The sequence below is a fragment of the Streptomyces sp. NPDC051776 genome (genome assembly GCF_040681345.1).
Lineage (GTDB): Bacteria > Actinomycetota > Actinomycetes > Streptomycetales > Streptomycetaceae > Streptomyces.
This window is the reverse complement of the sequence record NZ_JBFAYQ010000027.1, coordinates 1-20,158: the sequence shown is the minus strand read 5'-3', so window position 1 is coordinate 20,158 and position 20,158 is coordinate 1. Positions and strand designations below refer to the sequence as shown.

General features: G+C 72.8%; 18 protein-coding genes. 12 read left to right on the top strand and 6 right to left on the bottom strand.

Annotation, left to right across the window (positions count from 1 at the left end; translation table 11 throughout):
• The first annotated feature begins 298 nt into the window (after positions 1–298).
• The 3 genes from AB0M26_RS20665 (at position 299) to AB0M26_RS20655 (ending at position 4,522) form a co-directional block, all read left to right on the top strand.
• A complete protein-coding gene (locus AB0M26_RS20665; protein WP_365263206.1) occupies positions 299–2,527 on the top strand; it encodes an RNA degradosome polyphosphate kinase in 2,229 nt (742 codons plus the stop codon).
• Positions 2,528–2,666: 139 nt separating this feature from the next.
• Entirely contained in the window at positions 2,667–4,055 is a 1,389-nt protein-coding gene (locus AB0M26_RS20660; RefSeq protein WP_365263203.1) for a CHAD domain-containing protein, read from the top strand.
• Positions 4,055–4,522 carry an NUDIX hydrolase gene (locus tag AB0M26_RS20655; RefSeq protein ID WP_365263201.1) on the top strand — a complete coding sequence of 156 codons (468 nt, stop codon included), beginning with the start codon at positions 4,055–4,057 and terminating at the stop codon, positions 4,520–4,522. The genes AB0M26_RS20660 and AB0M26_RS20655 overlap by 1 nt, the downstream gene beginning before the upstream one ends.
• A gap of 21 nt (positions 4,523–4,543) precedes the next feature.
• Here the strand turns inward: AB0M26_RS20655 and AB0M26_RS20650 are convergent, their stop codons facing one another.
• Entirely contained in the window at positions 4,544–5,575 is a 1,032-nt protein-coding gene (locus AB0M26_RS20650; RefSeq protein WP_365263198.1) for an aldo/keto reductase, read from the bottom strand.
• Between the two features lie 276 nt (positions 5,576–5,851).
• Here AB0M26_RS20650 and AB0M26_RS20645 point away from each other — a divergent pair, with 276 nt between their 5' ends.
• From AB0M26_RS20645 to AB0M26_RS20630, 4 genes are read left to right on the top strand one after another with little or no spacing between them, the layout of a single operon-like run.
• Positions 5,852–7,084, top strand: a complete 1,233-nt coding sequence (locus tag AB0M26_RS20645) for a hypothetical protein (protein ID WP_365263196.1) — start codon at positions 5,852–5,854, stop codon at positions 7,082–7,084.
• Positions 7,081–8,385: a hypothetical protein gene (locus tag AB0M26_RS20640; RefSeq protein ID WP_365263193.1), complete on the top strand. Its 1,305-nt coding sequence runs from the start codon at positions 7,081–7,083 to the stop codon at positions 8,383–8,385. Before AB0M26_RS20645 ends, AB0M26_RS20640 begins: the two co-directional genes overlap by 4 nt.
• Positions 8,386–8,440: 55 nt before the next feature.
• A complete protein-coding gene (locus AB0M26_RS20635) occupies positions 8,441–9,193 on the top strand; it encodes a hypothetical protein (RefSeq protein WP_365263190.1) in 753 nt (250 codons plus the stop codon).
• A complete protein-coding gene (locus tag AB0M26_RS20630) occupies positions 9,190–10,329 on the top strand; it encodes a caspase family protein (RefSeq protein ID WP_365263187.1) in 1,140 nt (379 codons plus the stop codon). Before AB0M26_RS20635 ends, AB0M26_RS20630 begins: the two co-directional genes overlap by 4 nt.
• 74 nt (positions 10,330–10,403) lie before the next feature.
• Here AB0M26_RS20630 and AB0M26_RS20625 read toward each other — a convergent pair whose 3' ends face one another.
• A complete protein-coding gene (locus AB0M26_RS20625; RefSeq protein WP_365263184.1) occupies positions 10,404–11,252 on the bottom strand; it encodes a class I SAM-dependent methyltransferase in 849 nt (282 codons plus the stop codon).
• Between the two features lie 375 nt (positions 11,253–11,627).
• Here AB0M26_RS20625 and mshA point away from each other — a divergent pair, with 375 nt between their 5' ends.
• Positions 11,628–12,959 carry a D-inositol-3-phosphate glycosyltransferase gene (gene mshA, locus AB0M26_RS20620; RefSeq protein WP_365263319.1) on the top strand — a complete coding sequence of 444 codons (1,332 nt, stop codon included), beginning with the start codon at positions 11,628–11,630 and terminating at the stop codon, positions 12,957–12,959.
• Complete coding sequence (locus AB0M26_RS20615; RefSeq protein ID WP_365263181.1) at positions 12,952–13,467, top strand: YbjN domain-containing protein; 516 nt, start codon at positions 12,952–12,954, stop codon at positions 13,465–13,467. Before mshA ends, AB0M26_RS20615 begins: the two co-directional genes overlap by 8 nt.
• Before the next feature lie 35 nt (positions 13,468–13,502).
• On the opposite strand, the gene AB0M26_RS20610 is transcribed toward AB0M26_RS20615, so the two are convergent.
• Positions 13,503–14,891, bottom strand: coding sequence for an MFS transporter (locus tag AB0M26_RS20610; RefSeq protein ID WP_365263178.1), 1,389 nt, complete (start codon positions 14,889–14,891; stop codon positions 13,503–13,505).
• Positions 14,892–15,000: 109 nt separating this feature from the next.
• Here AB0M26_RS20610 and AB0M26_RS20605 point away from each other — a divergent pair, with 109 nt between their 5' ends.
• Positions 15,001–15,762: a phosphoglyceromutase gene (locus AB0M26_RS20605; RefSeq protein ID WP_365263175.1), complete on the top strand. Its 762-nt coding sequence runs from the start codon at positions 15,001–15,003 to the stop codon at positions 15,760–15,762.
• Between the two features lie 99 nt (positions 15,763–15,861).
• Here the strand turns inward: AB0M26_RS20605 and AB0M26_RS20600 are convergent, their stop codons facing one another.
• The 3 genes from AB0M26_RS20600 to phoU form a co-directional block, all read right to left on the bottom strand.
• Positions 15,862–16,077, bottom strand: coding sequence for a hypothetical protein (locus AB0M26_RS20600; protein ID WP_365263172.1), 216 nt, complete (start codon positions 16,075–16,077; stop codon positions 15,862–15,864).
• Positions 16,078–16,362: 285 nt separating this feature from the next.
• On the bottom strand, positions 16,363–16,533 hold the full coding sequence (locus tag AB0M26_RS20595) for a hypothetical protein (RefSeq protein WP_365263169.1): 171 nt from the start codon (positions 16,531–16,533) through the stop codon (positions 16,363–16,365).
• A gap of 366 nt (positions 16,534–16,899) precedes the next feature.
• On the bottom strand, positions 16,900–17,571 hold the full coding sequence (phoU, locus tag AB0M26_RS20590) for a phosphate signaling complex protein PhoU (RefSeq protein ID WP_365263166.1): 672 nt from the start codon (positions 17,569–17,571) through the stop codon (positions 16,900–16,902).
• A gap of 278 nt (positions 17,572–17,849) precedes the next feature.
• Between phoU and AB0M26_RS20585 the strand changes: the two genes are divergently transcribed.
• Positions 17,850–19,130 (top strand): ATP-binding protein, encoded by a 1,281-nt coding sequence (locus AB0M26_RS20585; RefSeq protein WP_365263163.1) that lies wholly within the window; start codon positions 17,850–17,852, stop codon positions 19,128–19,130.
• On the top strand, positions 19,127–19,807 hold the full coding sequence (locus tag AB0M26_RS20580) for a response regulator transcription factor (protein WP_351512291.1): 681 nt from the start codon (positions 19,127–19,129) through the stop codon (positions 19,805–19,807). Before AB0M26_RS20585 ends, AB0M26_RS20580 begins: the two co-directional genes overlap by 4 nt.
• The last annotated feature ends 351 nt before the right edge of the window (positions 19,808–20,158 follow it).

Sequence of the window (20,158 nt, the reverse complement as noted above, 5' to 3'; positions counted from 1 at the left end):
GTACGCCGCACTCGGCGACCCGGTGCGGCCGCACCCGGCGACCCGGTGCGGCCGTACCGCCCGCCGCCGTACCGGAGACCTCCCGCAGGTGCCCCGAGGCCGCCCGGGAGCGCCGCCACCCCGTCGCAGGGGGGCGCTTGCCTGTCCGCCATGTTGGCGTTACCGCTGATTCAACCGCGCTTGCGAGCATCGCTGAATGCAGCACGCTGTGCCGACCGACCCCACACGACGGCTACGAGCCGCGCGTCCCCCTGGTTCCGGCGCGCCTTTCCGGGCCGCGGCGCGGAACAATGAGGACATGAACGACTCCAGCGCCCGGGCTTCGGTCCAGCACGTGCAGCCCTCGGTCGGTTCCATAGCCGCGCACCGCCCGGCCACCGTGGCCGCGGTCGCCTCCGACCTGGACCCCGACCTCGACGCCGATCTGGACGGTTACGAGGAGGACGGCGACACCGGTGAGCTCCCCCAAGGCCGTTTCCTGGACCGGGAGCGCAGCTGGCTGGCCTTCAACGAGCGGGTACTGGAGCTCGCCGAGGACCCCTCCACCCCGCTGCTGGAGCGGGCCAATTTCCTGGCGATCTTCGCCAGCAACCTGGACGAATTCTTCATGGTGAGGGTCGCCGGACTGAAGCGCCGTATAGCGACCGGTGTGGCCACCCGTTCCGCCTCCGGTCTGCAGCCCCGCGAGGTGCTGGACCTGATCTGGACGCGGTCGCGGGAGCTCATGGCCCGGCACGCCGCCTGCTTCCAGCAGGACGTGCTCCCCGCGCTCGCCGACGAGGGCATTCACCTCATCCGCTGGCCTGAGCTGACCGAGAAGGAACAGTCCCGCCTGTTCACGCTCTTCCGGCAGCAGATCTTTCCCGTCCTGACCCCTCTGGCGGTCGACCCCGCGCATCCCTTCCCGTACATCTCGGGCCTCTCGCTGAACCTCGCGGTCGTCGTCCGCAACCCGGTCAGCGGGCACGAGCACTTCGCGCGCGTGAAAGTGCCGCCGCTGCTCTCGCGCTTCCTGGAGGCGTCGCCGCAGCGGTACGTGCCGCTGGAGGACGTGATCGCGGCGCACCTGGAGGAGCTGTTCCCGGGGATGGAGGTCCTCGCCCACCACATGTTCCGGGTCACCAGGAACGAGGACCTGGAGGTGGAGGAGGACGACGCCGAGAACCTCCTGAAGGCCCTGGAGAAGGAGCTCATGCGGCGCCGCTTCGGGCCGCCGGTGCGCCTGGAGGTCGAGGAGTCCATGGCGCCGCGGGTCCTGGACCGGCTCGTCCGCGAGCTGAAGATCTCCGAGGCCGAGGTCCATCCGCTGCCCGGCCCGCTCGACCTCACCGGCCTTTTCGGGCTCGTCAAGCTCGACCGGCCCGAGCTGAAGTACCCGAAGTTCGTCGCTGGCACCCACCGGGACCTGGCGGAGGTCGAGTCCGCGCAGGCCCCCGACATCTTCGCGGCGCTGCGCGAGCGGGACGTGCTGCTGCACCACCCCTACGACTCGTTCTCGACGTCCGTCCAGGCCTTCCTGGAGCAGGCCGCGGACGACCCCGACGTGCTCGCGATCAAGCAGACGCTCTACCGGACGTCCGGTGACTCCCCGATCGTCAACGCGCTGATAGACGCGGCCGAGTCCGGCAAGCAGGTGCTGGTTCTGGTCGAGCTCAAAGCGCGCTTCGACGAGCAGGCCAACATCAAGTGGGCGCGGAAGCTGGAGGAGGCCGGCTGCCACGTCGTCTACGGTCTCGTCGGGCTGAAGACGCACTGCAAGCTGTCGCTTGTCGTACGCCAGGAGGGCGAGACCCTGCGCCGGTACAGCCACGTCGGCACCGGCAACTACCACCCGAAGACCGCGCGGCTCTACGAGGACCTGGGGCTGCTGACCGCGGACCAGCAGGTCGGCGCCGACCTGTCCGACCTGTTCAACCGGCTCTCCGGCTACTCACGCCGCGAGACCTACCGGCGTCTTCTCGTCGCTCCGCGCTCGCTGCGCGACGGCTTGGTCCAGCGGATCGACAAGGAGGCCGCGAACCACCGGGCCGGCCGGGACGGGTTCATCCGCGTCAAGGTCAACTCGATGGTCGACGAGGTCGTCGTCGACGCCCTCTACCGGGCCGCGCAGGCGGGTGTGCCCGTCGACGTGTGGGTGCGCGGCATCTGCGCGCTCCGGCCGGGCGTCTCGGGCCTGTCCGAGAACATCCGGGTGCGCAGCGTCCTCGGCCGCTTCCTGGAGCATTCGCGGGTGTTCGCCTTCGGCAACGGGGGCGAGCCCGAGGTCTGGCTGGGCAGCGCCGACATGATGCACCGGAACCTGGACCGCCGGATCGAGGCGCTGGTGCGGGTGACAGATCAGGCCCACCGGGCGTATCTCATCCGGCTCCTGGACACCGGCATGTCCGACAACACCGCCTCCTGGCACCTCGGCCCGGACGGCAACTGGACGCGGCACGCGGTGGATGCGGAAGGGCAGCCGCTGCGGAACGTGCAGGAAATGCTCATCGACGCCCGGAGGCGCCGGCGTGGCCCAGCGACATCGTGACCCTGTGGGCGGCTACGGGGACGGAGACGGTTCTCCGTGGCCGGAACACGTCGCCCTGCCCGGCACCGTGCCCGGAACGGACCGATCCGGACACAAGCCGCAGGATTCCCGCGGTGACGCCGCTCCCGGGACGGGCCGCGTGCTCCTCAGGGGACACGCACCCGAGCCGCCCGCCTCGGCCGACGGGTCGGGGAGGGACGTGCTGGCCGCCTATCTGCACGCCCAGGCTGCGGACTTCCTGCGCAGCCTGCGGCTGCACCGGGAGAGCGGTGCGGACGCCGAGGAGGCCGTCGAGGCGGCCCGCAGGCTGCGCCGCTCGGCCCGGCGGATCAGCGGCGCGCTGCACATCTTCCGACCGCTGACCGACACGGCCTGGGCCGACCCGTTCCGCGCCGAGCTGGTCTGGCTCTCGGGCACCCTGGCCCGCGAGCACACCTACACGGCCCGTCTGGACCGGCTCCGGGCGGCCCTGCAGCGCCTCGCGGGCGCGGACGCGGTGCCTTGCGGCAGCCCCCCGTACGGCACGGCGCAGGACCGGGGCAGGTACGAGGACGGGTGTGCGCCCGGCATCGGGGGGCGCGCCGAGCCGGCCCGGCCGGAGCTCTTCGATGGGGGCGGGGCACCCGCGCTCGCCGGGAACGAGACGGGCGAGCCGGGCGCCGCGAGCGGGGCTCCACGGGGAAGCGGGCCCGGGACGTCCGTCGGCGCAAGGCGCCCTCCGGCTGCCCGCCGTGCCCCGGCTGCCAGGGCCGCGGGCGTGCGGGGCGGTCACGGCGCCGAGACCCCGAAGCCGCGTACCGGCTCGGCCCGCGGCGGCCCGGGCGAGGCTGCGCCCGCCGCCCTCACCGTCGGGGCCGCACGCGCCGGAGCGCTGCTCGAACGGCAGCTCACCCTGGCCAGGACCAGGTCGCACTCCGCGGCCCTCCAGGCGCTCGGTTCCTCCCGTTTCCACGCGGTCGCCGACGCCGTCGCCGTCCTGGCCTCGGAGGCGCCGCTCGACGGCGCCGACTGCGACGGGCCGGCCGACGAGGTGCTCGGGCCCCTGGTGGACACGGTGCACGAGCGGCTGGTGGAGGCGGTCGGGATGCTGCCGCTGTACCGCGCCGGACATCCGTACAACGCCGAGGCGCTCGTCCACGGCCTGGCTGCCACCGCCACCGCCGACGCGCCGCCCGCTACCGAGCAGCAGGACGCGCCGTGGCACCAGGTGCGGTTGCTCGTACGGCTGCGCCGCTACGGGCAGGAGGTGCTGGACCCGGTGGACCTGCGCGCACGCGGTGTGGACCCGCGCGTACGCGGTGGCGAGCCGTCGTGGAGCGCACGGCTCTTGAGCGCCGCCCACGCCCTGGACCGGCACCACGACGCCTCGGAGGCGGCCGCGGCCGCAGCGGCGGCGGCCCGTACCCCGCGGATCGCCCCGGCGACGGCGTACGCGCTCGGCGTGCTGCACGCCGACCAGCGCCACGACGTCGAGGCCGCGAGGTACGCCTTCGGCAGGATCTGGCAGCGCATGGCGGTGAGCGTCTGATGGGCGGCGGCGAGGGCAGGGGCCGTGGCGCGGCACGAAACGCGCCGGAGCGGCCGGTGCGGGCCGCGGGGTGTGTCCTGTGGCGCCGTACTCCGCGGTCGGGCCGGCACACCGAGTCGATCGAGATCGCGCTGGTGCACCGCCCGAAGTACGACGACTGGTCCCACCCCAAGGGCAAGCTCAAGGCCGGCGAGGACCCGCTGCGCGGCGCGCTGCGCGAGGTGTTCGAGGAGACGGGCTACGACTGCGAACCCGGATCCCGGCTGCCCAGCGCCCACTACGTCGCGAACGCCCGGCCCAAGGAGGTCCTGTACTGGGCGGCCGAGGCCACCGAGGGGGCATTCGTGCCGAACCGCGAGGTCGATCGCCTCGCCTGGCTGCCGCCCTCCGCCGCGCGCCTGCGCATCAGCCACGAACGCGACCGGGACCTCGTGGACGCCCTCCTCGCGGCCCTCCACATGGCCTGACGGGAGCGTCGACCGCACGGGTCAGCGGCGGCGCAGGGTGCTGTCCGCGAGCGCCGGCGGCACGTAGTAGCTGTCGTCCCGGTTCAGGTCGGTGCCCGGCGGCACGATCTCGTCGATCCGGTCCAGGACGTCCCCGCTCAGTTCCGTCTCCGCGCCCCGCAGCAGGTCGTCCAGGTGTGCCGGGGTGCGCGGCCCGATGATCACCGAGGTGACGGCGGGGTGGGCCCGTACGAACGCGATCGCCAGATGCGGCAGTTTGAGCCCCGCGTCGGCGGCCAGCTTCATCAGCTCGCCCACCGCCTCCAGCTTGCGCGCGTTGCCCGGGAGCGATGGATCGAACTTGTGCTGCTCCAGCGCCGCGCGGCCGCCGCCCTCCCCGAGGTCGACGTCCGCCGCCTTGACGTACTTGCCGGACAGCCAGCCCGCGCTGAGCGGGCCCCAGGTCAGCACGCCCATGCCGTACCGCTGCGCGGTCGGCAGGACCGCGGCCTCCACGCCGCGGGCGAGGATCGAGTACGGCGGCTGCTCGGTGCGGAAGCGGATGTGGCCGCGCCGCTCGGCCGTCCACTGGGCCTCCACGATCTGCTCGGCGGGGAAGGTGGAGTGGCCGATCGCCCGGATCTTGCCCGCCCGTACCAGGTCGGAGAGGGCGGACAGGGTCTCGTCGATGTCCGTGGCCGGGTCGGGACGGTGGACCTGGTACAGGTCGATCCGGTCGGTGCCGAGGCGGCGGAGGCTGTCCTCGACGGCGCGGGTGAGCCAGCGCCGCGAGCTCCCCCGGCGGTTGTCGTCGTCGCCCATCGGGCCGTGCCCCTTCGTGGCGAGGACGACGTCGTCGCGGCGGTCCTTGAGGGCCTTGCCGACGATCTCCTCCGACTCGCCCCGGCTGTAGATGTCGGCGGTGTCCACGATGTTGATGCCCGCGTCCAGGGCGCGGTGGATCATGCCCACCGCCTCGTCGTGATCGGGGTTGCCGAAGCTGCCGAACATCATCGCGCCGAGCGCGTATTCACTGACCGAGATGCCGGTGCCACCGAGAGTCCTGCGCTTCATGGGCCCATGCCTTTCGTACGTCGGGGGACGCCGGTCGGCTGCCTTGCCTTTCCTGCCTTCCACTGTCCGCCGCTTCGGCGGACCCCGCACGGGCAACGGCCAGGGCGCGCCTCGCCCCGCGCCGCTGCTGCGCACCGGTACCTGCGGGCAGCCGGGGCCGCTCGTCCGCGTCTTGTCCGTACGGTGTCAAGTTCCCCTAATTCCAGTGCACTTGGGTCTCCGGCGTGGCAGCGTGTCACCCCTCGGTTTCGGGGCGCGACACATCTGGGGGGACGAGTGATCACGGGCGACGGCATGCAGCTGCCGGGCTGGCGGGGCGGGGACGGCAATGCCGCCTACCTCGACAAGACGCTGCGGCACAGGGACATCGAGCTGTCGCTCGCCGAGAGCGTCGGCTGGCGGGTGGTTCTCCAGTTGTGGCTCCGGGCGTTCGTCGTCTCGGCGGTGGTCTTCGTCATCCCCGGGTTCATCGGGCTGATGACGTTCATCGCGGGCGCGGGCAGCAGCTACGAATCGTCGTACGGGTACGGAGAGTCGGGCGGCGACAGCGGCGGCGCCGGATGGCTGGTGTTCGCCTTCATCGCGTCCGGTGTCTCCTTCTGGCTGGTCCTGCTGCTGACGCGGGTCACCGAACCGATCGCCGCCTGGCGGGTGCTCCTGGCCGACCGCGAGGACCGCGCGTCCTCCGTCTACAGCCAGATCCGCGGCACCCTGCGGATGCGCCGCAGCCCGCTGGTCGTGCGGGAGCGCAGGATGCGGGCCGTCGGACCCGGATCCGCAGGGGTCGCCAACCGGCTGGTGCTGTCAGACGGCCCGTACAACGCGTACGTGTCCGTCTTCTCCTACGGATCGAGCCTCTACCTGGGCTGGATGATGTGGCGTTCGCGTCGCGGTGCCACGCTCATCGCACAGTTCGTCGGGGACCTCTTCCGCGGCATCCTCGGGCAGAACTCCCCCGAGGAGGAGGTCATGCGTGCCGACCGGCCGCAGGCGATGCGCGAGGCGGTGCATCTGGCGTGCCGGGAAGGGCTGTTCGTGGCGATCGAGGGGATCGACGTACCGGACTCTTACGGTTTCCCGCAGGGATTGCCGCCGGTCGAAGAGGCCGCGATGCCCGCGGCGCCCGTGCCGGGCACGGCCGTGGGCCCCGTGCCGGGACAGGGCCCCGTGCCGGGACAGGGCCCCGTGCCGGGACAGGGCCCCATGCCGGGACAGGGCAGCGTGCCCTCCCGGGGCCCGGTGCCGCCGTCGGCGGCAGTGCCGCCGCAGGGCACCGGGGCCGGAGCGCCGCCGTACCCCGCGCCTCCGCAGCAGGGACCGACGGCCGGAGCCGGGTACGACGCGCGCGCCTGGGGGCCCACCGCCGGTGAGGGGCCCGGCGGGCCCGGCGGGACCAGCGGATCCGGCAGGACCGGCGGGACGGGCCGGGGCGATGCGGCGGGCGGAACCGGAAGCGCCGCGTCCCGCGCTCCCGGCGGTGGCCCGGACCCGCAGTCGCCGAAGGCATGACCGCGCACCCCGGCGCCGCCCCGGACGACGTGCTGATCTCGACCGGGCCGCAGGGAAGTTGGGCATGGACCGGGGTACGGCTGGAGCCCGCGCCCACGGCCGCCGAGCACGGCGGCTTCGCGGGCATCCCGGAGGAGCAGCGCAGGGCCGAGGCGGCGGCCCGCGAGCAGGTCTGGCTCGCGGAGCTGTGGCAGCCGGGCAGCGGCCACCGCTACGAGATCCGGTATGCGAACGACCCGGCTGCGCGGCGGGTGACCTGCGCCTTGCTCGGCCAGGTCCACGCCCCCGATGCCGCGGGCGCGGTGGCCGCGGCGCGAGCGCTGCGCGCCCGGCTGCAGGCCGCCCCGCGCCACGTACGGGCGGACGGACTCGACGCCGCCGGGGTGCGCCATGCGCTCATGCCGTTCGGGCCGTCCTCCGGTGAGCGGACCGCACACCCCGCGGATGCCGAACGAGCCTCGGGGGCAGGGTCGTTGCCCGGAATCGCGGAGGTCCGCAAAGGACTGAGCTGGGCCTGGTCGACGCGGTACGACGCCCGCTTCCGCGTCGGCGTCCTCGTCCACCCGCTGCCGGGCGGCGCGTCGTCCTGGGAGCCGGTGTGGGACGCCCTGGCCCGTCAGCAGCAGCAGAGCCTGGTCGGTGTCTGCCTGGAGCCGTACGAGGTGGGCGAGGGGCTGCGTTCCCGGCTCGCCTATCTCGCGCAGGAGTACGGGCGGCTCGCGGCGCCCGGCACGCCGAACCCGGTGTACCAGCAGCCCGTTCCGCCGGACCCCTTCGCCCAACGGGCGGCGGGCGCGTACCGGGACGCGGCGCGGCGATACGCGGGACGCGCCTACCGGCTCCGGGTCGCCCTCGCCGCGGACGGCCCGGAGCCGGTGCACCTGGCGGAGGTGGTCGCGGCCACGCTGTCGGATACCGCAACGGCCGTACCAGGCACGGGAGTCGAGGGGCGCGCGGTGGTGTGCGTGCCGCGGGGCGGCGAAGCCGCCACGGCCTGGAGCAATGTCACGGCGATCAACCGGGCGTGGCTGGAGGAGACGTACCGGCAGGGCGTGCCGGAGGGGCACTTGGGGCAGGTCGAGCGGATCCTCGGCGATCTCGTGGATGCCCGGGAGGCCTCGGCGGTCTTCCGTTTCCCGTACGAGATCCCGGGCCGGCCACCGCTGTTCGCCACGGCAGCACGGCGTGGGGCTGGGGCTGGAGCGGGGAGAGGGGCGGGGGCGGCGGCCGGGACCGGCGGAGGACGAGGCGACGCCGCCGACCCGCACTTCCCGCACTTCCCGGACCTTCCGGGGCGCTGATGCGGCCGACGGCGCCGGCGCCGCGAGAGATGCGTCAACCCGTATGCACAGCAGCATGATTGACCGGGTCGACCGTACCGAGGACATCCGAGGGACACGACGATGGGGCCGCACCGTGGATGCGCTCACCTTTGAATTCGCAGGCACCGCGGCGGACGCGGACACCCTCGCCCGCGACCTCGCCGCATGGCTGGACGACGACGAGGAACTGGCGGGGTCCGCTCGGGTGCGGATGGCCCCGCCGGGGGCCGGGGAACAGGGCGGTCTGGCCGACGCGTCCGAACTGCTGGGCGCGGTCGAGCCGTTGCTGAGCGCGGGCATCGGGGCGTTCGGCATGTGGCTGGCTGAGCGCGTCAAGAGCCGCCGTATCAGCTTCCGCGCGGTGCGACCGGACGGCGCGGAGCTGGAATTGTCGGCGGGCAGCCCTGCCGAGGCGGAGGCGGTGCAGGAGAGGCTTGAGCGCTTCGTGGCGGGCGGCGGCACGGGGGACAGGGCGGACCCGGGTGGTACGGACATGGCGGGAGAGCCGGCCCGCGGGACCCCGGCCCCCGGCGGCGCGGCCCCGACCTCGGACCGTACGGCCCCGGACCCGACCTCGGACCGTACGGCCCCGGACCCGACCTCGGACCGTACGGCCCCGGACCCGGCCCCGGACCGCGGGACCCCGGCCCTCGGCGGCGCGGTCCCGATTACGACCCCGGCCCCGGCCCGGCGGAACCTAGCCCCGGACCACGGGAACGTAGCCCCGGACCGCCGGAACGAGGATCCGCAGCAGGCGGACAACGAGGGCCGGGGCAGGGCGGGTTGACCGGTGAGGCATGGGCGGTCGGCGTACCCCGGCGTCTGCGCTCCGCGGCCGTCCTCGTCGGCACGGCAAGTCACACGGCGCCCGGCGAACTCCGTCCCATCCCGCAGGCCGCGGCCAACGCACGGGCATTCGCCGATGCGCTGACCGGGCCGTGGGGGCTGCTCGACCCGAGCAGGGTGCGCACCCGCGTGGACCCTGAGCGCGCCTCGGACGTCCTCGACCTGATGCCCGCGCGGGGCGGCGACCGGCTCGACCTCTGCCTCTTCTACTACGCGGGCCACGGACTCCTCGCCGAGGGCGACCGCCTGTGCCTGGCCCTGCCCGGCTCCGTTGACGAGCCCGCGCGGGCGGCCCGCACCTCGCTGCCGGTCGACGACGTCCTCGCTGCCCTGGCCCACTCCGCGGCACGCCACAAGGTCGCAATCCTCGATTGCTGCTTCTCGGGACGCGCCTTCGATTCCCCGGCAGCGGCGGACGTCCATCTGCTGACGTCCACGAGCCGTACGAAAAGAGCGCGTTACGGGGCGGACGCCGAATTCACCGGCTTCACGGGGGAGTTGCTGCACCTGCTCGCGGACGGAGTTCCGGAGGGGCCGGACCACCTCGACCTGGCGCTGCTCCACCGGCGGCTCTCGGTCACCCTGCCCACGTCCGTCGAGCAGTGCCCGGTTCCCGCCCAGCGGACGGTCGGACTCAGCGGGGACCTGGCCCTGACTCGTAACCCCGCGTATGGCACGGGCCGGACCCGGCAGGGACTGACGGCTCGTGCGCACTTCGCCCTCCGCGTACGGCAGGAGGCGCTCGGAGGAGCAGTGGCGGCTCGCCAGGAGCGTCTGACGCGGGCCGTACGCCTCTTCGCGGGCCTTGTGGACGACGGTGTGCGCGAGTTCGGCGCCGCCGATCCGGATGTCCTCGCCTACCGGCACGCCCATGCCTCCCTGGTGGGGGACGCGGGCGACGCGGCGGCCGCGGCCCGTCTGCTGGAAGCCGTGGTCGCCGACGCCGAAGCAGCGTCCGCGGCGGACGACGTCCACCTCCCGGCGGTCCGCGCGAGCCTGACCCACTGGCGCACGCGCGCGCCCGAACCCCCACCGGGACGGGACGACGACTGCGCGCCCACGGACCGCCGTGGGTGAGAGGCCCTCATCGCGCGCTCGCGGACCGTGGGAGTCCCGTTCCTCGCGCGTTCGCGGATCGTGGAAGGCCCTCCTCACGCCCCCCGCGGCGCGACCGCATCCCATCGCACCGTGACCTCGCCCTGCCGCCAGCGGTTGGGCCCGCCGGTCAGCGGCCAGTCGGCCGCGAGGTCGCGTACGGCCCGCGTCCAGCGCTGCCGCGCGCCGAGCTGGGCGAGTGGTGCCGCGGCCGCCCATGCCCGGTCGAGGTCGCGCAGGAAGGCGTGCACGGGCTCGCCGGGGACGTTCCGGTGGATCAGCGCTTTGGGAAGGCGTTCGGCCAGGTCGGACGGTTGGGCGAGGGAGCCGAGCCGGGCGGCGAACGTGACCGTGCGCGGCCCTTCGGGCCCGAGCGCGACCCAGACGTGCCGCCGCCCGATCTCGTCGCACGTCCCCTCCACGAGCAGCCCGCCGGGCGCCAGCCGCCCGCACAGCCCCTCCCACACGGCCCGGACCTCGGCCTCCTCGTACTGGCGCAGCACGTTGGCGGCCCGGATCAGCACCGGTCGGAGGCCGCCGGGCGTCCGCACCGCCCGTCTACCTTCCGCGGTCCGGGCCGAGGGAAGGGGGATCTCGAAGCCGCCGTGGGCGAAGACGAGGCCGTCGCGCTCGTAGGGGCGGGCGGCCTCGACGCGTGCGCGGTCGATCTCGATGCCGACGACGCGTGCGTCCGGCCGTACGGTACGGAGCCGGGCGAGCAGTTCCACGGCGGTCCACGGCGCCGCGCCGTACCCGAGATCGACGGCGACGGGCTCCGGCGACCGGCGCAGGGCCGCACCGTGCACCGCGGCGATCCACCGGTCCATCCGCCGTAGACGGTTGGGGTTGGTCGTCCCACGCGTCACATTCCCGACGGGCCGGGACGGGGGGATGCGGGAAACCATGCGAAGAGGGTAGGCGCCGGCCCCGGTGTGCCCGACCCCGGCCGGGGCAGTCGCCCGCGCGAGCCGGGACCCGGAGGAGTCAGGGGAGCCGGCGCGTGACGAAGGGGACGAGGGGGACGAGAGGGGTGACGAGGGGGACGAGGGGGTGACGAGGGGGACGAACCGAGTGACGATACGACCCACCCGAGCCCCGTACGGCTCGGCAGCCCCGGCCGCCTCGCGCGTACCGCCCCCCGGCGCGACCGGCATCACGTTTTGGCAAAGCGGAAATGATGAGGCCCTTTGCGCTGGTTACACGCTTGGCAGGACTGGTACGTCCGGCGTCCAGCAAGGAGGTCTCGCACGGTGAGCCAGTACGCGTCCAGGCTCGGAGCACTGCGCGGTCGTGTCCAGGGTCCCCTCACGGGATCCGGCCGGCTGCGGCTCCCGGGTGCCCCGCGCAGCCCCCGTCGCATAGCGATGCTCAGCGTGCACACGTCACCGCTCCACCAGCCCGGCACCGGTGACGCGGGTGGCATGAACGTCTACATCGTCGAACTCGCCCGCCGCCTCGCCGCGCTCAACATCGAGGTGGAGATCTTCACGCGGTCCACCACGGGCGCGCTGCCGCCCGCCGTCGAGCTGGCGCCCGGGGTTCTCGTGCGCCACGTGGACGCGGGCCCGTACGAGGGCCTGGCGAAGGAGGAGCTGCCCGCCCAGCTCTGCGCCTTCACCCACGGCATCATGCAGGCCTGGGCCGGCCACCGCCCCGGTCACTACGACCTCGTGCACTCCCACTACTGGCTCTCCGGCCACGTCGGCTGGCTGGCCGCCGACCGCTGGGGCGTGCCACTGGTGCACGCCATGCACACCATGGCGAAGGTCAAGAACGCCGCCCTGGCCGCGGGTGACACCCCCGAGCCCGCCGCCCGCGTCATCGGCGAGACACAGATCGTCGGCGCCGCGGACCGGCTCGTGGCGAACACCGCCGAGGAGGCGGACGAACTCGTACGCCACTACGAGGCCGACCCCCGCAAGGTCGCGGTCGTCCATCCCGGTGTGAACCTGGAGCGCTTCCGCCCCGGCGAGGGCCGCGCCGCCGCCCGGGCCCGGCTCGGCCTGCCGCAGGACGCGCTGATCCCCCTCTTCGCGGGCCGTATCCAGCCGCTCAAGGCGCCGGACATCCTGCTGCGTGCCATCGCCGAACTCCTGGAGGAGCAGCCGCGGCTGCGCGAGCGGCTCGTCGTACCGATCGTGGGAGGCCCCAGCGGCAGTGGCCTCGCCAAGCCCGAGGGCCTGCAGAAGCTGGCCGCCCGGCTCGGAATCTGCGATGTGGTCCGCTTCCGCCCGCCGGTCGGGCAGGAGCAGCTCGCGGACTGGTACCGGGCGGCCTCTGTCCTGGTCATGCCTTCGTACAACGAGTCGTTCGGCCTGGTCGCGGTGGAGGCGCAGGCCTGCGGGACCCCGGTGATCGCGGCGGCCGTCGGCGGTCTGCCCGTCGCCGTACGGGATGGTGCGAGCGGTTTCCTCGTCTCCGGCCACGACCCGGCCGACTATGCGCGGGCGCTCCGCCGCTTCAGCGACGACCCCTCCCTGACGGAACGGATGGGCGCGGAGGCGGCACGGCACGCGGCGTCGTTCGGATGGGACACGGCGGCCGCGGCGACGGCGGACCTGTACACCGCGGCGCTGCACGAACGACGTCGTCTACGCTCGCTCCATGGCTGACGCAGACGCTGATCCGAACGTCCGGAAGACCGTCGAGCGGACCCTGAAGGACGCGGACCTGGAGTGGGACAGCCCGGCGGACGGCAGGTATGTGGTGACCCTGCCGGGCACCCGCAAGCTGTCGACGACGTGTTCGCTGGTGGTCGGCAGGCATTCGCTGTCGGTCAACGCCTTCGTCGTCCGCCGCCCCGACGAGAACGAGGCGGCCGTCCACCGCTGGCTGCTGGAGCGCAACACCCGGTTGTACGGCGTGAGTTACGCGATCGACTCGCTCGGCGACATCTACATCGTCGGCAAGCTGCCGCTGGCCGCGGTGACGCCGGAGGAGCTCGACCGGCTGCTCGGCACGGTCCTGGAGAACGCGGACGGCAGTTTCAACACCCTTCTGGAGATGGGCTTCGCGACCGCGATCCGCAAGGAGTACGCGTGGCGGACGGCGCGCGGCGAATCCACGCGCAATCTCGAGGCGTTCGCGCACCTGACGCGCCGGTCGTCCGGCTCGGAGTGACACCGGCGGTCCGGTCACCCGCGGCGAGGCTCAGGTCACGGGGCCCGTACGGGGCCGGGCGGGCTCGGAGGTGGCGGAGGGCTCGGCGGGCACGGCCGTGACGCCGCCCGATCCGCGTCGTCGGCCGTCGCCCCGTCGTCGGCCGTCTCCCTGCTCTTGGCCCCCGTCGTTCCGCTCTCGGCCGTCTCCCTGCCCTCGGACGCCGTCTCCTCGTCCCCCTCGCGGAGGTTCCGCAGCACCAGCCAGTAACCGAGCGCGGTGACCGTGCCCACCGTCGCGACGCCCGCCCACAGCCAGTCGGCCCCGTAGGCGTCGATCACCAGGCCGCCGGCCACCGGGGCCATCAGCGCGGCGACCGACCAGGACAGAGTGAACATCCCCTGGTACCGCCCGCGTCCGTGGGTCGGCGAGAGCCGCACCACCAGTCCCATCTGGGTCGGGGACCCGATGACCTCGCCGAGTGTCCAGACGCAGACGGTCAGGACGTACGCCGCCAGGGACCCGGCGAACGCGGTGAGCCCGAAGCCGTACCCGGCCAGCAGCGCCGCGACGATCAGCAGGCGCGTCGGGTCTCGGTGCTCGATGAAGCGGGTGACCGGTATCTGGAGGGCCACGATCAGCACACCGTTGACGGCGATGGCGGCGCCGAAGTCGGAGCTGGAGAAGCCGCTTTCACCCATCGCTACGGGCAGCGCCACATACCCCTGCATGAAGATCAGGGCCATGAAGAAGGACAGCGCGACAACGCTCATGTAGCGCCTGTCGCGCAGGACGGTCCCGAGGGAGATCCGCGGCTCCTGCTCCGCCCCGTCGGCGTCGCGCGCCACCTCGGGGCGGGACTCGGGGAGCTTCACGAACACCACGACCGCGCACACCAGCGTCATCCCCGCTTCGAGGAGGAAGCCGAGGAGGTAGCTGTGCTCGGCGACGAATCCGGCTCCGGCCGAGGAGAACGCGAACCCCAGGTTGATCGCCCAGTAGTTGAGCGCAAAGGCCCGTACTCGGTCCTCGGGGGCGACGATGTCGGCCATCATCGCCTGGACCGCCGGGCGCGAGGCGTTGCTCGCCATGCCGACGAGGAAGGCGACGGCCGCGATGGCCACGGGATGGGTCATGAAACCCAGCAGCGCAACGGACGCGGCTGTCGAGAGCTGCGCGATGAGCAGCGTCGGCCGCCGCCCGAGCCGGTCGGTCATCACCCCGGCGCCCACGGAGGACACGGCGGCGCCGAGACCGTGCAATGCGGCGACCGCGCCCGCGTACGAGGCCGAATAGCCGCGCTCCATGGTCAGGTAGAGGGCCATGAAGGTGGCGACGAAGGCGCCGAGACGGTTGATGAGGGTGGAGGTCCACAGCCACCAGAAGGATCGGGGGAGCCCTGAGACGCTCTCCTTGGCAGCGCGCCACACAGCGGTGACGGACATGGCGGACCCCCCGAAGCGACCTGGCCGGACACGTAATAGGCACCTTCCGGCGGCGTAGCTTACGGGAGCGGGGTGCGGGGCGCCATCGAATATTGGTTAGGCTCGGGCCATGGCCGACGCGACGTACAAGCTGATCCTCCTCCGCCACGGCGAGAGCGAGTGGAACGCGAAGAACCTGTTCACCGGCTGGGTGGACGTGAACCTGACCGAGAAGGGCGAGAAGGAGGCACTCCGCGGCGGCGAGTTGCTCAAGGACGCGGGCCTGCTGCCCGACATCGTCCACACCTCGCTCCAGAAGCGCGCGATCCGCACCGCGCAGATCGCTCTGGAAGCGGCCGACCGGCTCTGGATCCCGGTCCATCGCTCCTGGCGGCTCAACGAGCGCCACTACGGCGCGCTCCAGGGCAAGGACAAGGCGCAGACGCTCGCCGAGTTCGGCGAGGAGCAGTTCATGCTCTGGCGCCGCTCGTACGACACCCCGCCGCCCCCGATCGAGGACGGCTCCGAGTGGTCGCAGAGCGACGACCCGCGCTACGCCACGATCCCGCCGGAGCTCCGGCCGCGCACGGAGTGCTTGAAGGACGTCGTGACGCGCATGCTGCCGTACTGGTACGACGGCATCGTCCCGGACCTCCTGACCGGCCGTACGGTCCTGATCGCCGCGCACGGCAACTCGCTGCGCGCACTGGTCAAGCACCTGGACGGCATCTCGGACGCCGACATCGCGGGCCTGAACATCCCCACGGGAATCCCGCTGGCGTACGACCTGGACGCCGGCTTCCGCCCCCTGAACCCGGGCGGCACATACTTGGACCCGGACGCGGCGAAGGCGGCGATCGAGGCCGTCAAGAACCAGGGCAAGAAGGGCTAAGGACGCACGAATAAGCCCCCTACCTGCGGACTTTCCGTGGGTAGGGGGCTTTTCGCCGGCCCGGGGCAGTCGCTGGGCCGTTGGACTGCTGGTCCGAACCTACCGGTTGACCGTGCCGATGTTGGTGGACCGGTCGACGGCGACGCAGTGGGCCTGCGTGCGGCTGCCGGTGGCGGTCAGGGTGAGGTTGTTGGGGTTGCCGTTGTTCTGCCGGGCCTCCTGGGCGGTGTTCTGCTGGAACACATCGAGCGTTCCGGAGCCGCCGGTGGCCCGGGCTCCGACCTCTGCAGCCGTGCGCTCAGCACATAGCGTCAACCCGATCTGGCCCAACGGCCGGAGGAATACGGCACTTTGGGCTGATCGCAAGCAGACCGGGAACAGGCCCATGCCGAGCCCCGGAGCCGTCGAACCGCCTCGCGCGGACCGGATGGTGGGGCCGCAGGTGCGGACGGCGCGCCGCCCAGGCCCGTCTCAACGGGGCGCGACGCGGTAGAGCCCCGGCCGGATCACCGGCCGGGGCTCGCGTTCCGTCCGCGGCGGAGGGCGGTGGTGAGGCGCTCGCCCGCTGAGATGCGCGGCCAAGCCGCCGTGCTGGGGTGTCTAGCCGCAGCAGCCGCCGCACTGGCACGGACCGCCGCTCTGGCAGCCGCAGCCGCAACCGGATCCGCAGCCGCATGCGGCGACGATCGGGACCGGCACGTCGGCCACCTGCGACGAGCGGTCCGTGGACGGCTGCTCGCGGCGCGTGTGCGTGCTGGGGGAGTCGGCCATGGGGTTCCTCCTCGAAGGCAGAACGTCTTCACGTGCCTACCCAGGTCCGCAGGCGCACCAACGGCGCGCCGAAGCGCGAGGGCGCACGGCCGTACGCCCGTGGGCGCCGTCGTACGTCCCGGGCCCACGTCGTTGGCGCCGTCACCGGGTCGTTCGTCCCCGCACCGGGCCCGCATCGCGCACAGCCGCACAGCACGTACGCCGCGTATCGCCGCGTACGGGGGGCGCCCCCCTCGCGGGCCCCGCACCCTCGTGGGCCCCGCACCCTCGTGGGCCCCGCACCGTCGGTGGCCGGCAGCGCCGCGCCGGGGCCGGCCGCCGCCGGCCCTCCCGGCACGCGCGCCGTGAGGTGTCGCGCGCCTCCGCCTACTCGACCGTGATCGGCGGGGTCATCTCGTCCGCGTGCTCGCCCGTCACCAGGTAGACCACGCGCTGCGCCACGGACACCGCGTGGTCCGCGAAGCGCTCGTAGTAGCGGCCCAGGAGCGTCACGTCGACCGCCGTCTCGATGCCGTGCTTCCAGCGGTCGTCCATCAGGTGTTGGAAGAGCGTGCGGTGCAGCAGGTCGATCTCGTCGTCGTCCTGCTCGAGCTGGAGCGCCAGGTCGACGTCCTTGGTGATGATGACCTCGGCCGCCTTGGCCATCAGCCGCTGGGCCAGCTGCCCCATCTCCAGGATCGTGGCGTGCAGGTCCTGCGGCACAGCCGACGCCGGGAAGCGCAACCGCGCGAGCTTGGCGACGTGCTGGGCGAGGTCGCCGGACCGCTCCAGGTCGGCGCTCATCCGTAGCGAGGTGACGACGATACGCAGGTCGGTGGCGACCGGCTGCTGGCGTGCCAGAAGGGTTATCGCGCGCTGCTCCAGGTCCCGCTGGAGGCCGTCCACCTTCTCGTCCTGAGCGATCACGCTCTCGGCGAGATTGAGGTCCGCGTCGAGGATCGCCGTCGTGGCCCGGCCGATCGCGGAGCCGACGATCCGGGCCATCTCGACCAGGCCCTCGCTGATCGAATCGAGCTCCTCGTGGTATGCGTCCCGCATCGAAATCCTCATCTCTCAAACTGGCTGGTTTCACCAGCATCCACGCTCGGGGCCCTGTGCGTCCCCTTCGAGCCGCCCGAGTGAACGCCCACCCACTTCACCATGAACTCTTGGCAACGGCGGGCGGCCCATCCGTAAACCCTGCCCCGACCGCCGATTGACACCCGTCTGACCAGGATGAACCAGCCACGACCTGCAGGTGAACTCTCGGCAACGAGTGCCGGGGGTCACCTCCGACGGCCTGTGGAGCGTCCTCACCACCCGCTTAATCTGGACGCATGGACGTGAACGCGGCGGTTGCCGCACTGGCAGCGATCGCCGGCGTGTGCACCGGCGTCGTCGCCATGCTGGCCTTCCGCTGGAGCGAGCGGGAGCAGGCCAAGCCGACCCGCAGCTCGCTGCACACCGACGCTGCTCTACCGCCCGGCGTGGACACCGTGCTCTCCGTCCTCCGTTCCTCGGCGGTCGTCCTCGACGAGTCGGACAGTGTGGTGAAGGCCAGCTCCGCGGCGTACGCGCTCGGGCTGGTGCGCGGCGGGAAGCTGGCCGTCGATCCGATGCTGGTGATGGCTCGGGACACCAGGCGCGACGGCGAGATACGGCAGATCGAGCTGGACCTCCCCCGGCGCGGCGCCGGCCGCGGCGACGGGCTCGCCGTCTCGGCCCGGGTCGCCCCGCTCGGCTCGCGGCTGGTGCTGCTGCTGGTCGAGGACCTGACCGAGGCGCGGCGCATAGAAGCGGTGCGGCGCGACTTCGTCGCGAACGTCAGCCACGAGCTCAAGACCCCCGTCGGCGCTCTCTCCCTCCTCTCCGAGGCCGTGATGGACGCCTCGGACGACCCGGAGGCGGTCACCCGCTTCGCCGGGCGCATGCAGGTCGAGGCGACCCGCCTGACCAGCCTCGTCCAGGAGCTCATCGACCTCTCACGGGTGCAGAACGACGACCCGCTGGAGGACGCCGAGGCCGTACGCGTCGATGAGCTGGTGGCCGAGGCCATCGACCGCTGCCGCCACGCCGCCGGCACCAAGCAGATCACCATGGCCGCCGGTGGTACGGCCGACCTCCGTGTGTGGGGCAACCGCGGCCAGCTCGCCGCGGCACTCGGCAACCTCGTCGAGAACGCCGTGAACTACAGCCCGGCCCGTACGCGCGTGGGCATCGCCGCGCGCCGGGTCACCGCGCCCGGCGGGGAGATGCTCGAGATCGCCGTGACCGACCAGGGCATCGGCATCTCCGACCGGGACAAAGAGCGGATCTTCGAGCGGTTCTACCGCGTCGATCCGGCGCGCTCGCGCGCCACCGGCGGGACCGGTCTCGGACTCGCCATCGTCAAGCACGTGGCCGCCTCGCACGGCGGGGAGGTCACGGTCTGGAGCGCCGAAGGACAGGGCTCCACCTTCACACTGCGGCTGCCGGAGGCGGGCCGCGAACGGGACCGGGACCAGGCCGATCGCCGCAACCGGTCCCTCGTAGGCCCCGACGAAGTCGACGACGACTCCGACCCGCCCTACGAGACCTTCACCGATGAAACCCTTCCTGCCCCGGAGGTCCTTCCGTGACCCGAGTTCTCGTCGTTGAGGACGAAGAGTCGTTCAGCGACGCGCTGTCGTACATGCTCCGCAAGGAGGGCTTCGAGGTCGCCATCGCGGCAACGGGGCCCGAGGGGCTGGACGAGTTCGAGCGCAACGGCGCCGACCTCGTACTGCTCGACCTGATGCTGCCGGGGCTTCCCGGTACGGAGGTGTGCCGCCAGCTGCGCGGCCGCTCCAACGTCCCGGTGATCATGGTGACCGCCAAGGACAGCGAGATCGACAAGGTCGTCGGGCTCGAGATAGGAGCCGACGACTATGTGACCAAGCCCTTCTCCTCCCGTGAACTGGTGGCCCGCATCCGTGCGGTGCTGCGGCGGCGCGGGGAGCCGGAGGAGGTCGTACCGGCGGCCCTGGAGGCGGGCCCCGTGCGCATGGACGTCGACCGGCACGTGGTCACGGTCGGCGGTGGCAAGGTGGACCTCCCGCTCAAGGAGTTCGACCTGCTGGAGATGCTGCTCCGCAACGCCGGCCGGGTGCTGACCCGTATGCAGCTCATCGACCGGGTGTGGGGCGCGGACTACGTCGGCGACACCAAGACCCTCGACGTGCACGTCAAGCGGCTGCGGGCCAAGATCGAGCCGGACCCGGGGGCCCCGCGCTATCTGGTGACGGTGCGCGGTCTGGGCTACAAGTTCGAGCCCTAGAAGGGGAGTCGGGGGCCGCGCAGCCGGGACGACCACCGCATCCCGTGCCTGCGCGCAGGCCGACCCAGGGGCGCCGGACAGCGGCGAACACCCGCAGCGAACATGGCGGAGGCCCCGGAGCGACGCGCTCCGGGGGCTCCGTCGTGGTGCGCCCAGCATGGGCGATTGCTTGGGGGTGGAAGTTCCCTGGGGGAAGAGGTGGTGCTAACCCCGAGCCGGAGGCAAGGGCGTCATCGTGAGGTGGGGTCTGGAGGAGGCCCGAGGCGAGACCTGGGTACCGAGGAACACGAACCGCGTATAAGGCGTGCTGGCTTGGGTGAGCCTGCCATGTACGGCGATGCCCGTCACTGC